Genomic DNA, 15,437 nt, shown 5'->3' with positions numbered 1-15,437 from the left:
GCGCGTTTACTATGCCGGACCCAAGTTCTCCGCAGGCCGACTGCTCACCCCGACCGGTGAGGAAGTCCAGTTCGCGGGCAATTTGTTCGCCCGGGAAAATCAGCCTGTGGTCCTGCTCGGGTCGTGGGCCACCCATCCCAAATACGGCCGTCAGTTCAAGGTCGACGGGATGGAGCACGACCTCGAACTCGATCCGGAGGGGCTGATCCACTATCTGGCCAACCATCCGGAGATCAAGGGCATTGGTCCGACCAAGGCCAGATTGATCGTCGAGAGTTTCGGCGACGCTTTTGAAGAAACCCTTCTGAATGACCCCGAGCGCATTGCGCTCAAAGCCCGGCTACCCATGGACGCGGCCCGGCGGCTGCGTGACGAATGGTTGAAGAACCGTAGCGTCAACACCGTCATGGCCTGGCTGTCGGCATTCGGCCTGACCCATCATCAGGTCACCACCCTGGTCGAAAGGCTTGGCGGCAACTGCCTCGATATCCTGAAGGAAGACCCGTACATCCTCATTCGGGAGATCCGGGGATTCGGCTTCAAGAAGGTCGACAAGATTGCCCGCAAGCTGGGCACACCCAAGGACCACGTTCCCCGTATCCGGGCCGGGTTGAATTTCTGCGTCCGTGAAGCTCTGGACAATGGCCACTGCTGGATCGAATACGAGGATCTGGTCGACCAGGCCAATCTGCTGTTGGTCATGGATGCCCTGGACAGCCGGGTTCGTATCGAGAGCGCCCTCGACGCGCTCATCGAAGAACAGGCGCTTGCCTGCGATTCCCACGGCGGTCGTTTCGTGGTCGCTCTGCCGGAGATCGTCCGCATGGAGCGGGAGTTGGCCTCGCTGTTCGGCCAGGCCGAAACACCCAACCTGCATTTCCAGTCCGTCAAGAAACTCGATGCCCTGATTCGGCGCTGCGCGGCGACGCTGAACGAGAAGCAGCTTGAAGCGGTGCGCTCGGCCCTCCAATACAGCATCAGCCTGATTTCGGGTGGAGCCGGTTCGGGGAAGAGCTACACCATTTCAGTCATCAACACCATCTGCGAGGAGAGCGATCTGGAGGTCGTGCTCGCCGCGCCGACCGGCAAGGCCGCCAAACGCCTGGAGGAAGTCAGCGGCCGTAGCGGCACCACCATCCACCGCCTGCTCGGCTATGACGGCAAGGGTTTCTCGCGCAGCAAGGAGAACCCCATCGATGCCGACGTCCTGGTGGTCGACGAGTTTTCGATGGTCGACGTGCCGCTGGCCTGGCACCTGTTCGAGGCGGTCGATTTGTCGCGGACCACGGTGCTGCTGGTCGGGGACCACAACCAGCTTCCGCCGGTGGGACCCGGAAACATACTGCGCGATCTGATCCAGACACGCGCCATCCCCACGGTCATCCTCGACAAGGTCGTGCGCCAGGCTGGCGTCCTCAAGGAGAACTGCACCGCCGTTCTCAAGGGCGAGGTGTGCAAGACCAGCGAGGCGTCGGTGGCCGGATGCCGGGATTGGTATCTGGTGGATCAGTTCACCGACCCGATGGCGGCACGCTCGTTCCTGCTGGAGCTGTTTCAGGAGCGGCTCGACGCCCTGGGTTTCGACATCATCAAGGACGTGCAGGTGCTGACGCCGACCCACAAGGGGCCGCTCGGCACCAAGGAACTGAACGAGGAACTGCAGCGGCTCATCCAGCGCAAGCTCTGGAACGCCGAGGTACCGCCGGTCGCCATGGGCCGCCGCGCTCCGTTTCTCAAGCACGACAAGGTCATCCAGACCCGGAACAATTACGACCTGAATGTGATGAACGGTGCCATCGGCTATGTGGTCGATGTCCTCGCGAACGGCACCCTGGTCATCGACTTCGACGGCATGCCCGTGGAGATGGAAAAGGGGTCGCCCGACCTGCAGGATCTGCAGCTCGCCTATGCGCTCACTATCCACAAAACCCAGGGTTCCGAGTTCCCCTGCGCCGTGGTGGTGGTCCACAAGGCGCATTCCTTCATGCACCACCGCAATCTGCTCTACACCGGGGTGACCCGCGCCCGGCGCACCGCCATTGTTCTGGGTGATCACTGGGGCATCCAGAACTGCGCCAAGCGGTGTCAAGTGGATGACCGCCGGACCTTCCTGCCCTTGTATCTGGACGCCGCCCAGCACGCGGAAGCCGATTTCGCCCGTGTCGCGGAGGCCGAATGAGTATGGGCGGAACGGATAACGTCAGGGAGTATTACCGGCTCGTCACCGAGATGGACATCGGTGACGTGGCCCGGGAACTCCTGCCTGGACGGATCACCCAGGAGACCGGCCAGCGCTTGATGTGCGACTGCCCCAACCATCAGAGCCAGTCGCGCCTGTCGCTGCACGTGATGCTCGACAAGCAGGGCTGGTACTGCTTCGGCTGCGGAGTCGGCGGTGACGTGCTGCAGCTCGTGGAGTTCATTCAGACGGGCTCGGTCACCGCCGGGCAATCCGGTCCGATGCCGGACAGCCACCGCCAGGCCCGGGACTATCTCGCCAAGAAGGCGGGTTTGCCGCCGCTGTCGCGCTATGGCCTCAGCCAAGAGCGTCTGGCCCAGACGGAAGCCGACCGCGCCTTCGAACTGCGGGTCAAGGACGCGCTGACCTCGCTGGCCAGGCTTTACCACGCCAGGCTCAAGCAGTCGCCGGAGGTCCTCGACTGGCTGAAATCCAAATACGCCCTGAGCGAGGAGACCATCGACGATCTCCTGATCGGCTACGCGGACAACGCGTCCGGCGCGGTCGCCCAACTGACCGGGGGTGAAGACGGCTTCTCCAAGCGAGAGCTCGCCGCGACCGGCGCTTTCCGGCCAACGAGCCAGGACGGCCTGACGCCATTTTTCGAGCGCCGCATCGTCTTTCCGTACTGGAGCCGTGGCCGGGTGGTGTTCATGATCGGCCGCAAGACGCCGTGGACACCGGACGTGGGCTGGGAGCAAGGGAAATACAAGAAGCTGCCGGTTCATGACGAGCACCAGCGGCCCTACGTCGCCGACTTCATCAACAACGCGCTGCTGTTCAACGAGGACTGTCTGCTGGCCCGGCCCGGCAAGGTGATCATCACCGAGGGGGTGACCGATTGCTTGGCGCTGATGCAACTGGGCCTGCCCACCGTATCGCCGGTCACCGTCCGCATCCGGGCCGCCGATTGGGAGCGCCTGATCCCCAAGCTGCGCGGCGTCGAAACCGTCTACATCTGCCAGGACAACGAACTCTCCCAGGCCGGTCTCAAGGGGGCGCTGCAAACCGCCCGCACCCTGGCCGAACACAAGATCGACACCCGCCTGGTGACGCTGCCCTTGTCGGAAACACAGATCTCGGCCCGGCAGGAGCTGACCGAACGCTTCGGCCTGACGGCGAGCGTGGGGCCGAAGGAGCTGGCCAAGCTGCTGGCGGGACGTCCAGCCGAGGAAATCCAGGCGGCCGAGGCGCTTCTCGCCACCGCCAAGATCGACGTCAACGATTACATTGCCGCCGGGCATACCCGGGAGGATTTCGAACGTCTGCTCGCTGAAGCCAGCACGCCCATCGAGTTCGGCGTGCGCTCGCTGCCCGAGGGCGCTGAAGAGGAGGAACGCAACCGCCTGCTCGAACCGATCCTGGGGGAGATCTCCGAGCAGTCGCCGCTGGAACAGGCCCGCCTGCTGAAGCTGGTGCAGGAGCGCATCGGCGGTGGCGTATCGATGGCCACCCTCAAAGAGCAGATCCGCGCCATCCAGAAGGACCGCAAGGTCGAGTTCCGTAACGAAAAGAAGAAGGCCAAGCGGATGTCCGGCGCGATGCCCGGATCGTGCCGCGCCCGGGTCGACGAGGTGCTGATCGACACGGAACTGGAGAACGGCGCTCCCGACTACACCCTGGCCGCCGAGGCTGCCTACGACTGGTTCACCGCCAACGGTGCCCAGTTCTTTCACACCCTGCAGGGCGAGCCGTTCATGTATTTCGACAACGCCATCTACTGGATGGATTCGCCGGACCGGGGCCGCAAGCGCCATTACGCGGCCATGCTCTACAAGCACACGGGCATGGTGCCGACCTCCAACGGCGGACGGACATTTTTCGAGGTGTTGCCAAGCCTGGCGATGATCCGTGGCCAGGTGCGCGACCATTTTTCCTGGCTGCACACCGATGTGGCCTCCTACACCGTCTATTTCAACCTGAACAATCCGGAGCACGAGATCGCCAAGATCACCCCGGACGAGATTCAGATCATGAAGAACGGCGGCAACGAGGACGGCATCATCCTGGACGGCTCGCACAAGATGAAGCCGCTGAAATTCCTGCCCGACGCCGACCTCGAAGAGGCGGACCGGCTCCTGGTCGATCTGCTGGTGGGCAATATGACCTGTCCGCAGGGGGATCGATTTCTCATCCTTTCCTGGCTCTCCTGTTTTCTGCTGATCGACTTTGCCGGAACGCGGCCCATGACCCGCTTCGAGGGTTCGGCCGGATCGGGCAAGACCACCGCCAGCAAGATCACGTCGACACTGCTTTACGGCGAGCCCCAGCACAAGAAGGCCACCGACGCGGCGAACTACACCGATGGCTCGCAGAATCCGCTCATCGTCCTCGACAACATCGAGGTCAAGCAGATGACCGAGGATCTGACCACCTTCATGCTGACCAGCATTACCGGCATCGCCAAGGAGAAACGCAAGAGCGGCACCGACAGCGAGACCATCACCGAGCGGACCAAGTGCCTGCTGAACACCACCGGCATCGAGCCGCTGTGCGGGGAGCTATCGGAGATTCTGTCGAGGTCCTTCGTCATCAACTTCGACCTCGCCAACCAGGCCAGCGACTGTTTTCTGGAATCGGAGGTCATCTCCGCCATCCAGCAGAACCGGGATCTGATCATCTCGGCCATCATGAAGCGGACCAGCCATGTGCTGGCGATGATCCGAGACGGAGCCCAGAAACAGGTCATGCGTCTGCTGCACCGAACCATGCCGACCCATGGCAAGCGCCGTTGCAACGATTATCTGAGCCTGATGTACCTGATGATGCTGGCCGGTTCCGAGGAACACGAGGTGACCACCGGACTCGAGGAACTGAGCCCGCTGTTCATCGAGCAGATCCATTCCATCAACGACACCAGCCAGGAGATGGCGCGGGAGTCGAACCCCATTGCCACGGCACTTGCGTCGCTCTTCCACGCCTACCGAAACGCGGTGGAGCTGGACGAGAAGGCCCGCTATGGCGAGGACGACCGGGCAAACCATGTCGTGGGGTTCATCGAACGCTACCAGGTGCGGTTCGAGAACGAGAACACCATGGAGCCGGTATCGGCGGGACGGCTGCTCGCGGCGCTGCGCAGGGTCGGCCGGGAATTCAACCTCGAATTCGAATACAAGAAGCCCGCCCAGCTCGGTCGGCGCATCAGCAACGACCTGGACGTCATCCGGGACGCCGGGTTCGACATCGACCGGCAGCGCAACGCCCACACCAAGAACTTCGAGTACCGGATTGGTTGCAGGGGTGTTTAACGAGATATTATCTCTTTTAGATTGACTTTCAGGCCGCCCATGCCTATATTAAAGGCATGATAAAGCGAATATTTCACTTTAGGAGGCGGTAAGATGATAGTCAGTTTCTCACTCGAAAACTGGATGTCCTTCCGCAACCAGGTCACATTTTCGATGGTCGCCAGCAGGGAGCGCCAGCATGGAGACAGGGTTCCCAAGCTCGGCAAGTACCAGACGAGAGTTCTTCCGGTTGCGGCAATTTATGGTGGCAACGCGTCGGGCAAGACCAACTTTTTCAAGGCCCTGAGTTTCGCCAAGGCGCTGGTCGTCAAAGGAACCCAGCCCGACAGCCTGATTCCTGTCGAGCCGTTCCGGCTGGACGCCAAGGTGGCCGATCAGCCGTCACGGTTTGGCTTCGAGTTGCTGATCGACGAGATCATTTACGAGTTCAGCTTCGCGGTGACCCGCAAGGCGGTTCTGGAAGAGAAGCTGGTGGCCATTACGAGCACCAGTGAAAAGGTGCTCTACCACCGTCGGGACGGAAAGCCCAACTTCGATGATTCCCTGGCCAAGGACCAGTTCCTCCAGTTCGCCTTCAAAGGGACCCGGGACAACCAACTCTTTCTGACCAACTCGGTTTCCCAGAAGGTCGACAATTTCCGGCCGGTCTACGACTGGTTCAAGGACACGCTCGAGCTGGTCGCGCCCGATTCCCGCTTCGAGCCTTTCGAGCAGTTCCTCGACGAGGGGCATCCGCTCTACTCGACCATGAACGAGATGCTGCCGCAGCTCGACACCGGCATCGCGCATCTGGGCGGCGAGGAGATCCCTTTCGAGAACATTCCGCTGCCCGAGCCACTGAAGACCAAGCTGCAGGAAGACGTGAAGGAAGGCATGACCGTTCGTCTGCTGACCGAGCCGATCAACGAGCGATTTGTGGTGACCCGCAAAGGTGGTGAACTGATCGCCAAGAAGCTGGTGACCTATCATCCGAAGGCGGACGGCACGGAAGCCAAGTTCGAGATCCGTCAGGAGTCGGACGGCTCACAGCGGGTGATCGATCTACTGCCCGCGTTTCTTGAGCTGTCGGCCCAGGTCTCGAAGAAGGTCTACGTGATCGACGAGGTCGACCGTAGCCTGCACACGCTGCTGACACGCAGATTGCTCGAAGCGTACCTCACCAATTGCTCCACGGAAACCAGAACGCAGTTGCTGTTGACCACCCATGACGTGCTGCTCATGGATCAGCAACTCCTGCGCCGTGACGAGATGTGGGTAGCCGAAAGAGATGCCACCGGAGCTTCGAACCTGCTCTCCTTCAGCGAGTACAAGGATGTCCGATACGACAAGGACATCCGCAAGAGCTACCTGCAGGGGCGACTGGGTGGAATTCCCCGGATTCTCTTGGGAGGCGCTTTGACCAATCCCTGCCTCACCGAGGAAAGTGAGGGGGATGACTGATGCCACCGAAGAGACGCAGATTCCAGAGACCCCTCGGCGAGCGTCGCTACCGCAAACTGTTCGTGATCGCGGTGGAAGGCGTGAAGACCGAGCCGCAGTATTTCGCCATCTTCAATGACCAACAGTCGGTGATCCGGGTGAACTGCCTCAAAGGCAGTCATGATAGTTCTCCTCCGCAGGTACTGAAGCGGATGGAGGACCATCTCCGGCAGGAGGAACTGAGATCCTCCGACGAAGCCTGGCTCGTGGTGGACAAGGATCAGTGGACCGACGAACAGTTGGACCAGCTTCATGCCTGGGCTCAGGCACGCGACAATTACGGCTTCGCCCTCAGCAACCCCAAGTTCGAATACTGGTTGCTGCTTCATTTCGAGGACGGCACCGGCATCGCATCGTCACGGGATTGCAGCGACCGGCTGAAGCGGCATCTTCCCGGTTACGACAAGGGGATCGACGCACGCAAGATCACCCGCGACCGAATCGATGAGGCCATCCGCCGCGCCAGGCTGCGCGACAATCCTCCCTGTGCCGACTGGCCACGAGCCCTTGGCGGCACCACGGTTTACAAGCTGGTCGAAAACATTCTCCAGGTCTGAACCTCAACCAATTCGATCCCCAATCATCCAGGACGCTCTCGGGCGTCCTTTTCTGTTGCGGTGGTGCGGTGATCACCGTTGTCCCTTGCGGTGGATGACCACCGCACGCCAAACCCTTGCCAGACAAGGCTTTCATGGCCTTTGCGGTGGTTGCGGTGGTAAATCCAGAGGTCTCACCCCCTATGGGTTGAAATATTTTTTCTACCTACCAACCCGACATCCCACGCCAGGCAAATTCCGGCCCAGCGTGAGAGACATTCCCCAAATACCACCGCAACCACCGCACTCTCTCTTCTCTTTCTTCATAACTATCTAAAAACAAATAACAAACAAAGAACTACCCCCTGCGGTGGGACAAGAAAACCTTCCACCGCACGACCACCGCAACCACCGCACATATCCACCGCAGCGGGTGGTCACCGACGGTTTCAGGGCAGCTCCGGTAAGTAACGGGAAAAGCGATTAACCCGTATTTCTGGAGCCCGAAGCCATGAGCCTTCTGAAAACCATGATCAAGCACACCGCCGGAGGGCAGGAAGCCTCGGCCGGATGTGAAACCCCATTATTACCACCGCAACCACCGCAGCCCGCCATCTATGTCTCCACCGGGCTCGATGTCAACGAGATCGAGGACGCCCGCGACTGGCCTGAAGACAGGGAGATCAACGGCACGCTGTGTCGCCGTCTGTCGCCTGAATACTTTGCCTGGCTACGTTCCCGCATGGTCACCGCCCAAGCCGCGCACAAGGCCGGAAAGCTCCCCGAGGATGCCTGGAACACGCTACGGAAGCGATTCAACGCCCTGCAGGAGCTGGCCATCCGGGAGTTCGGCAAGAAAAGCCTACAAGAGGTCCTGCAGTCCTTTTCCCCAAAGAACTATCGGCCACCCGCGCTTCGTCCCGAGCCCCAGGATAAACCCGTCGAAGTTCCCAGAAAGGACTGGATTTATCCCGGGAACCAAGCTTGGAAATGTAAGCAGCCGGTGACTTCCCAGGCTGTCGCCAAGGTCGACACCATCCGTGAGGAGGCCATGGCCAAGGGCTGGTCCGAGGCACGCCTCTATCAGAACCAGGGCCGGTTCCGGTTTCCCTGCGGCGAGGACTACGGTCTGGTCTGCTTCGTCGATGGCGATCAGGAGATTGGCGAGGTCACCGAGCGTTCTATCGAAATTATCCACGGGCCGAAGTCCGGGCGTCCCAGCACGCTGCGGTTCTACAACCCGGACGTACCGCAGCCGTGGATGAAGAAAGTGGAGGATTGAGCCGTGAAGAAAAAGAAACGCTACGCCAACGCCAAGGATGTCCTGCCCGAGGAACTTTTCGAGCAGATCCAGAAGCACTACACCGGGATTCTCTGGGTCCCGGCACCGAGCCGCTTCTACCAGGAGCGCCGCGACCTGGTGCTTGCCCTTCATCTGCAGGGGATCAGCAGCCAGGAGATCTCCAACCTCGCCGGAGTGACCACCCGCCGGGTCAACCAGATCATCGCCGCCGAACGAAAACAGGGTCGGGACCGACAGTTTAGCGCCGCTTCCGGTAAGTAACCCCTGAACCGGCGGGAGCGCGTTTGGAGGCTAAATCGGCCTCCCGCCCCGCATCCCGGCTTGGGAAAACAATATTCGGCAGGATTTCCACGTGGCACTGAACAAACCGGACAAAGAGACGCTGGACCGCTGGCATCGCAACGAGGGCAAGACCGAACCGCCCCGGCGCGGGCCTGGTGCGCCCGAGGGCAACCAGAACCGGCTGCGTCACGGCATCTTCGCCGACCGCTGCCTGACGCCGGAAGAGAAGGTCATGTTCGACGCGATCATCGACCGCCTCAACCAGGACTTCGAGTTCAACAAGTCCAGCGACTTCCTGCAGGTGGAGCTGGTGGGCGTCTATTCGGTGAAGCTGGTCCGCGCCCAGATCGAGGGGAACACGGACGCCGCCGAGAAGCTCGACCGGATGATCCGCTGCCACATGAAGGATCTCAAGACCACCAAGATTGCCCGCGAGGGTGAGGAGCCGAAAGGCCCGCAGACCTCTCCGGCGGAATGGGCGGCGGCGCTGCTCGAGAAGGTGGCCGAGGCCGCCAATGCTCCGGCCACGAAAACCTCCGGCCGCAAGAAACGCGGAAAGAATTGCGGATAACACCATGGAGGGCTTTTCCGATGACCCCGGCACACGGCGACTTGCGGCAGACAGCTTCACCAGGAATTGCGGATAAGACGTGTTCCTTGCACTTTCGGAATCGGCATTCTCCGGCGGCCGATCATCATTCCCACTCCTCGATTTCTTCCTGCAGCTCTCGATATCCGCTTGGCATGTGTACGCATAAGCCGAGCCGCATAACCCAAGTAGATATTGGCATGTTCACGCCGGGGCTCTCTCACACAACCCAAGTAAATATGGGCATGTCGAGCCCCAGTCAGAACCGGCCAAGCCCCGCAAACAGCCATTCCTTCGACAGCGGCCCTCGCATATGCCAAGCAGATATTGCCATGTGTGTTCCGCGCCCGGAGCGCACAAGCCAAGCAGTTATAGCCATGTGCGGCCGACAAACAGAAAAGGAGAAATTCCGGTCAATCGATATTTCCCGCTCTGCCAGGGAGGCTGAGAACCATCGTCATGATCATTCATCATCGGCAGATGTGTTCTTCTGCGGGCACTGTCATTCACTGTCTTCGGCACTGTCTCGGCCAACGAAAACAGGAGCAGCCGAGGCCGCTCCCATCGTCGGGTCCGGAAGGATCAGAGGCGTTCGAGGGCTTCCTCGAGCTGGCCGTCCACGAGGTGGGTGTAGATCTGGGTGGTGGACACGTCCCGGTGCCCCAAGGCCCGCTGCACCACGAGCAGGTCATTGGTCGCGCCGTAGAGGTGGGTGGCGAAGGTATGCCGCAGCCCGTGCGGCGTCAGTTCCTTTTCGATCCCGGCCTTCCGCAGCCAGTGGGCGAGCCGGTTGGCTATCTGCCGCTGGCAGAGTCTGCCGTCCCGGTTCGACAGGAACAGGGCTTCCATTTCCGGGCGGCCGTGTCGACGGCGCTCGGCCAGGTAACGGCGCAGCAATGTGCGGAGGTCGGTCTTGATGAACTTGACCTGCGGCACATTCCCCTTGGCCCGCACCCGCAGATGCTTGGCGTCGAGGTCGATGTCATCCATGTCGAGCGCGGCCAGCTCGCCAAGCCTGATCCCGGTGCCCAGTAGCACCTCGATCATGGCGCGGTCGCGCAGCGCGGAGAAGTCGCTCCACCCCTTGAGCTCCTTGAGCAGGCGTTTCTTTTCGGCGGCGGTCAGGAACACCGGCAGCTTTCTTGGCAGCCGATGCATGCGGATGGACCGGGCCGGATTGTCATCGACCACGCCCGCCTCGGCGGCCCAGGCGAAAAACGCCCGCACCGCCGCCTTCATCCGATGGAGCGAGGCCGCCGAGCGTGGGCCTCGCTCACTCTCGGTGACCGCCCCGGCGGAAAACACCTCGTCGAGGAGCCCGACCGTGACCTCCCGGCAGACGATCCCAGGGGCCAGATCCCCGGCCACGCGGGCCACCAGGGCGAGGTCTCGGCGGTATGCGGCTATGGTCGCAGGGGAGCGTCCTTCGGCCGACAGGCGGGCACAGAACGCCTCTGTCGCGCCCGTCAGGTCGAGGTCAGCCGTTCGGTTGCTCATCGCTGGACTCCTTCACTCGGCTGTGGCCCATGGGTGTGCTCTTGGGCAGCGGCAGCTCCTCGATGCGCCCAGATTCCCTGGCCCATACCATCATCATGCGGAACACCCGGACGGTCTTGGCGACGGTGCGTTCGGCTCGCTCCTTGCCGTCGGGGAGTTTGAGCAGCAGGTCGGACTTGTAGAACTTGCCGACCTGGGGAAGCCGGATCTCTGCGAGCTGGCGATCCGCGCCGAAGAAGGCCTCCACTACATCGAGGTCCTTCCGGTAGGTGTAGAGGGTCCGCTCTTTCTTTCCGGATTCCCGCAGGTGGCCGATGAAAGCCTCGGCGGCTTGATGCACGGTGCATTCGGTCATGTCGATGTCTCCTTTGTCGGTGGCCCGGTGTGTTCAGGACAGGAACTCGTCCAGCTCCCGCAGCAGTTCCTCGACGTGGCCGAGGGAGCCGACGCTCGCCCAGGTGATGTCCGGCTGCTTCGCGTCCGTTTCGAGCTTGCCGCGAATGCCCTCGATCAGCCGGGCGATGTTTTCCTGCTTTTCTCGGTACGCCTTGAGTGCCTGCTGATGGTTTCTGTCGTAGGTCATGGCCTGTCTCCGGTTCCGGTTTTCTTGGATGCGGGACCATCCCGCGTCACATCCAATGACGCTTCTATTTCGCTGGAAATCAAGTGTTTGCAGAGATCTTTCTGCATGTGCCCAAAACCCATAACCCAAAGGAGATCAACATGTTGAAGAAGACCCTCGAATGGACAATCCCGCTGGCGCTGGCCGGGATCATGACCGGCTGCGCCACCTACCGGCCTCCGGCCCAGATCCAGTCGGCGGTGGCCACCGTCAACCGCCACACGCCCGAGTACGTGACCGAGGCCAACAAGGCGCTGCGCGAGGTCGGCCACCCGGATGCCGAGCGACTGACCGGAGTCGGTCTGCGCCTGCAAACCGCCGTGGACGCCCTTGACCAGTGGGCCAACGGCTCGAACCAGGAGGCAGGCCAATGAAAGAGATCCTTCAGGAAAACAGCGATGCCGTCCGCCAGGCCGGTGAGGCCCTGGTTGAAATCGGGACCGAACTGGCGGCGGGACGGATCGAGAACGCCCTCGGCCGTCTGGAAGCGGCCCAGCAGCAATACCGGGCCTGGGCGGAGTTGGACCAGGCCATTATCGACATTCAGGAGGCTGTCCACGACCGGAAGAACACCCTGGCCGTGCAGCAGATCCTGACGGAACTGGTGGGCACCATCCTCGGCAACGCCTTGAGGACAGGAATGCACTGATGGCGGTAACCGACAAGGAGCGCAAACTCGCGGCGACCCTGAGCGATCCCGTGTTGTGGGGGCAAGCCTACCTCTACAACCGGGATGGCTCAGGCCGCGACTACTGGCCGCACCAGGTGGAGGACCTGCGTTGCCCGGCCAAGAACATCATCCACCTCGACGGCCGGGACGTGGGCAAGTCCATCGTGCTCTCGACCGACGCGCTCCATTACGCCTTCACCACCCGAGGCGGCCAGGGCCTCATCGCGGCTCCACACCAGGGGCACCTCGATACCATCATCGAGGAGATCGAGTTCCAGCTCGACACCAACCCGGATCTGATGAACAGCATCGCCCTGACCAAATATGGCAAACCCAAAATCCACCGCAAACCCTATTTCCGGCTGGAGTTCACCAACGGTTCGGTGCTCTATTTCCGCCCGGCCGGGGCCTATGGCGACGCCTTCCGGTCCCTGCACGTGGGCCGCGTCTGGGTCGATGAAGGAGCCTGGCTGACCGAACGGGCCTGGAAGGCGCTGCGCCAGTGCCTCAAGGCCGGGGGAACCCTGCGCATCTACTCCACGCCCAACGGCCTGCGCGACACCACCTATTACCGGCTCACCTCGTCGGAGCAGTTCCATGTGTTCCGCTGGCCGTCCTGGCTCAATCCCCTGTGGACCGAAGATCGCGAGGCCGAACTGCTGGAGTTCTACGGCGGCCGCGACAGCTCCGGCTGGCAGCACGAGGTGGCCGGTGAACACGGCAAGCCTTCCTATGGGGCCTTCAATGTCGAGCAGTTCAACCTCTGTCGGCAGGATCTGCTGGAGTACCAGAAGATCGTCATCACCGATTCCGAGCTGCGCGATTGCGATACCGAGGAAGCGGCCCACGACCGGCTGGAGATGCTGCTCAACCTCACTCCCCGCAGCGGGCAGTTCTGGGTCGGCGGCGACCTGGGCTACACCAACGACCCCACCGAGATCGTCGTATTTCAGGAGATGGAGGTCGGCGAGCGGACGCTGCTGAAGATGATCCTGCGCGTGCATCTTGAACACGTTTCCTATCCGCACATCGCCCAGATCATCGCGCTGCTGGAGCGTTACTACACCCCGGCTGGCATCGGCGTGGACAACGGTGGGAACGGTCTGGCGGTGGTTCAGGAATTGCTCACCCTGGACAAGTACAAAGGGCTGGAGCTGGAAGGCAGGCTCAAGGGATACGACTTCGGCGGCATGACCCGGCTGGCGGTCCGCGACGGCAAGGAAATCAAGAAGCGGACCAAGGAGCTGATGACCAGCCTCATCAACGGAGCCCTGCAGCGTAAGCAGGTCATTTTCCCCTCGGACGACCTGGAGGTGGAGGACCAGTTCACCACCCACACCTACACCCTGCGGGACGGCAAGATCATCTATTCCAAGGGCAACGACCATATCATCGACGCGGTGCGCTGCGCCATGCTGATCCGGGAGGAAGGCAACCTCGACCCGGTCGGCGAAGAGGTGGTCTCACTCAAGCCGGTGCTCACCAACCCGATTTTTATCTGAACCAGACAAATCGTTACCAGTTTTGTGGAAGTGGCAACAATAGGTCTGATGCCCGAGGGCCAGGGAATGGCCGTGGCTTGGATGTCAGGCGTTTTCCGGCATGTTCAGCAGAAACCGCCAGGCGGGCACCACGTCAATTTTTCCGGAATCTACCTGTATCTGCTCTTCCTCGTTACGCGTCACGATAATGCCATGCGACAGTTTCAGTTCGGTCATGGCTTCGGCAAGCGCGGTGGTTTCCCGCTTGCGGGTTTGCTGGTCGGCCATCGATTCACAAACCTGAACAAGCATGCGGGACGGGCCTTGTCGTCCGGCGATGAAATCAACCTCCCGGCCCGCCTTGGTCTTGTAGTAAAAGATATCCGGCGTGACCCGACGCAGCGCGGTGAACACCAGGTTCTCCAGAAGATGGCCCGAGTTGACCAGAATGCCGGAGCTGATCGACGTCACCAGCGCGTGATCGACGCAGTAAATCTTCTTGGGGTTGGTGTTGGCCCGGGCCAGCGAGGCGTCAAAGATGCGCACCGTGAACAGAACGTAGGCATCCTCGAACCATTCGAGATAATCGGAGACGGCGGGTTTCGGCGCTTTGTGCCCCAGGGATTTCAGGTAGCCGGTCAGGTTGTTGATGGAATAGAGGGAACCCGTATTGTCCACCAGCCAATGCGCCAGATCCGTGACCGCCTTGGGGTGAGAGATATCATGGCGTTCAACAAGGTCCCGGAACAGCATTGCGTTGAAATACTCTTGGTGGGTCTTGATTCGCAGCATACGGTTAAGGCCTGCAACCTCGGGGAAGCCACCGGTTTCCCAGTACTCCTCGAATGCCTTCTGGACAGTCAGACGTTTTTTGGTCGAGAGTGGACCGTCGCTCTCGATCCCCTTGTAGTCGAGAAACTCCCGGAATGAAAACGGGAACATTTCCCAGGAGAGTGCCCGGCCGCGCATCTGGGTCGCTATCTCTCGTGAGAGCATCTGAGCCGACGACCCGGTAATGTACACCTCGCACTTTTCCATGCGCATCAAGCGGTCAACGAAGGGCTCCCAGCCAGGTACGACCTGGATCTCATCGAAAAAGCAATAAACCTTCTCGGCATTCTTTTTTTCCGGATAGAGCGAAAAGTAGGCTTCCAGAATCACACCCAGATTGTCGTGTTGCAGACTATGCAGACGATCATCGAAGAAGTTCAGATAGAGGATGTTCTGACGGGCAACGCCAGTGTCCTGCAGCTTCTTCATAAGCTGGAACATGAAAGTCGATTTACCGCTGCGGCGCACACCGATGCAAACCGTGGCTTTTCCCGGCACTGGCGAAACAGCAACCCGCCTGGGCACACCCGTCGGAAGGTCAATCTCCTGAAAATCGAGGATTATTTCTTTAAGCATGTCAATCATCGCGAAAACCTCCGGCTATCAATTTTTCCGGTCAATATAACAACCGGAAATAATTATTGCCAGTTTAGGCTTGAA

At 60.9% G+C, this 15,437-nt stretch carries 14 protein-coding genes; 10 read left to right on the top strand and 4 right to left on the bottom strand.

From position 1 onward, the window contains the following. The 7 genes from recD2 to JWJ90_RS19200 all read left to right on the top strand — a co-directional run. On the top strand, nt 1–2,179 hold a 2,179-nt coding region (recD2, locus tag JWJ90_RS19230; RefSeq protein ID WP_205228849.1), incomplete at its 5' end, for an SF1B family DNA helicase RecD2. Further along, nucleotides 2,176–5,487 carry a CHC2 zinc finger domain-containing protein gene (locus JWJ90_RS19225; RefSeq protein WP_205228848.1) on the top strand — a complete coding sequence of 1,104 codons (3,312 nt, stop codon included), beginning with the start codon at nt 2,176–2,178 and terminating at the stop codon, nt 5,485–5,487. The genes recD2 and JWJ90_RS19225, both read left to right, overlap by 4 nt. A 93-nt stretch (nt 5,488–5,580) precedes the next feature. Then, nucleotides 5,581–6,927 (top strand): AAA family ATPase, encoded by a 1,347-nt coding sequence (locus JWJ90_RS19220; protein ID WP_011367840.1) that lies wholly within the window; start codon nt 5,581–5,583, stop codon nt 6,925–6,927. Then, a complete protein-coding gene (locus tag JWJ90_RS19215; RefSeq protein ID WP_011367839.1) occupies nt 6,927–7,523 on the top strand; it encodes an RloB family protein in 597 nt (198 codons plus the stop codon). Before JWJ90_RS19220 ends, JWJ90_RS19215 begins: the two co-directional genes overlap by 1 nt. Before the next feature lie 490 nt (nt 7,524–8,013). Next, entirely contained in the window at nt 8,014–8,784 is a 771-nt protein-coding gene (locus JWJ90_RS19210; protein ID WP_205228847.1) for a hypothetical protein, read from the top strand. Between the two features lie 3 nt (nt 8,785–8,787). Continuing rightward, on the top strand, nt 8,788–9,066 hold the full coding sequence (locus JWJ90_RS19205; protein WP_136873453.1) for a hypothetical protein: 279 nt from the start codon (nt 8,788–8,790) through the stop codon (nt 9,064–9,066). Between the two features lie 91 nt (nt 9,067–9,157). Then, the gene (locus JWJ90_RS19200; RefSeq protein WP_013258634.1) at nt 9,158–9,658 is read left to right on the top strand and encodes a hypothetical protein; all 501 of its coding nucleotides are present in this window, start codon (nt 9,158–9,160) and stop codon (nt 9,656–9,658) included. 600 nt (nt 9,659–10,258) lie between these two features. On the opposite strand, the gene JWJ90_RS19195 is transcribed toward JWJ90_RS19200, so the two are convergent. From JWJ90_RS19195 to JWJ90_RS19185, 3 genes are read right to left on the bottom strand one after another with little or no spacing between them, the layout of a single operon-like run. Beyond that, on the bottom strand, nt 10,259–11,173 hold the full coding sequence (locus tag JWJ90_RS19195) for a tyrosine-type recombinase/integrase (protein WP_205228846.1): 915 nt from the start codon (nt 11,171–11,173) through the stop codon (nt 10,259–10,261). Beyond that, the gene (locus tag JWJ90_RS19190) at nt 11,154–11,528 is read right to left on the bottom strand and encodes a hypothetical protein (protein ID WP_205228845.1); all 375 of its coding nucleotides are present in this window, start codon (nt 11,526–11,528) and stop codon (nt 11,154–11,156) included. The genes JWJ90_RS19195 and JWJ90_RS19190 overlap by 20 nt, the downstream gene beginning before the upstream one ends. 33 nt (nt 11,529–11,561) lie before the next feature. Then, nucleotides 11,562–11,756 carry a hypothetical protein gene (locus JWJ90_RS19185; RefSeq protein ID WP_205228844.1) on the bottom strand — a complete coding sequence of 65 codons (195 nt, stop codon included), beginning with the start codon at nt 11,754–11,756 and terminating at the stop codon, nt 11,562–11,564. A 140-nt stretch (nt 11,757–11,896) separates the two neighbouring features. Between JWJ90_RS19185 and JWJ90_RS19180 the strand changes: the two genes are divergently transcribed. From JWJ90_RS19180 to JWJ90_RS19170, 3 genes are read left to right on the top strand one after another with little or no spacing between them, the layout of a single operon-like run. Continuing rightward, a complete protein-coding gene (locus JWJ90_RS19180) occupies nt 11,897–12,169 on the top strand; it encodes a hypothetical protein (RefSeq protein ID WP_029917946.1) in 273 nt (90 codons plus the stop codon). Continuing rightward, nucleotides 12,166–12,444, top strand: coding sequence for a hypothetical protein (locus JWJ90_RS19175; RefSeq protein ID WP_192623669.1), 279 nt, complete (start codon nt 12,166–12,168; stop codon nt 12,442–12,444). The genes JWJ90_RS19180 and JWJ90_RS19175 overlap by 4 nt, the downstream gene beginning before the upstream one ends. Further along, on the top strand, nt 12,444–13,967 hold the full coding sequence (locus JWJ90_RS19170) for a terminase large subunit domain-containing protein (protein ID WP_205228843.1): 1,524 nt from the start codon (nt 12,444–12,446) through the stop codon (nt 13,965–13,967). Before JWJ90_RS19175 ends, JWJ90_RS19170 begins: the two co-directional genes overlap by 1 nt. An 84-nt stretch (nt 13,968–14,051) precedes the next feature. Here the strand turns inward: JWJ90_RS19170 and JWJ90_RS19165 are convergent, their stop codons facing one another. Then, a complete protein-coding gene (locus tag JWJ90_RS19165) occupies nt 14,052–15,362 on the bottom strand; it encodes an ATP-binding protein (protein ID WP_205228842.1) in 1,311 nt (436 codons plus the stop codon). Nucleotides 15,363–15,437 lie beyond the last annotated feature (75 nt).

The organism is Desulfobulbus rhabdoformis, assembly GCF_016919065.1.
Taxonomy (GTDB): Bacteria; Desulfobacterota; Desulfobulbia; order Desulfobulbales; family Desulfobulbaceae; genus Desulfobulbus; species Desulfobulbus rhabdoformis.
Note: the sequence above shows the minus strand (reverse complement) of the source record. Positions and strands in the feature narration are given on the sequence as shown.

Coding starts and splice junctions, on each gene's coding strand:
- JWJ90_RS19225 (WP_205228848.1), top strand. CDS start 2,176: ATGAGTATGGGCGGAACGGATAACGTCAGGGAGTATTACCGGCTCGTC.
- JWJ90_RS19220 (WP_011367840.1), top strand. CDS start 5,581: ATGATAGTCAGTTTCTCACTCGAAAACTGGATGTCCTTCCGCAACCAG.
- JWJ90_RS19215 (WP_011367839.1), top strand. CDS start 6,927: ATGCCACCGAAGAGACGCAGATTCCAGAGACCCCTCGGCGAGCGTCGC.
- JWJ90_RS19210 (WP_205228847.1), top strand. CDS start 8,014: ATGAGCCTTCTGAAAACCATGATCAAGCACACCGCCGGAGGGCAGGAA.
- JWJ90_RS19195 (WP_205228846.1), bottom strand. CDS start 11,173: ATGAGCAACCGAACGGCTGACCTCGACCTGACGGGCGCGACAGAGGCG.
- JWJ90_RS19190 (WP_205228845.1), bottom strand. CDS start 11,528: ATGACCGAATGCACCGTGCATCAAGCCGCCGAGGCTTTCATCGGCCAC.
- JWJ90_RS19185 (WP_205228844.1), bottom strand. CDS start 11,756: ATGACCTACGACAGAAACCATCAGCAGGCACTCAAGGCGTACCGAGAA.
- JWJ90_RS19180 (WP_029917946.1), top strand. CDS start 11,897: ATGTTGAAGAAGACCCTCGAATGGACAATCCCGCTGGCGCTGGCCGGG.
- JWJ90_RS19175 (WP_192623669.1), top strand. CDS start 12,166: ATGAAAGAGATCCTTCAGGAAAACAGCGATGCCGTCCGCCAGGCCGGT.
- JWJ90_RS19170 (WP_205228843.1), top strand. CDS start 12,444: ATGGCGGTAACCGACAAGGAGCGCAAACTCGCGGCGACCCTGAGCGAT.
- JWJ90_RS19165 (WP_205228842.1), bottom strand. CDS start 15,362: ATGATTGACATGCTTAAAGAAATAATCCTCGATTTTCAGGAGATTGAC.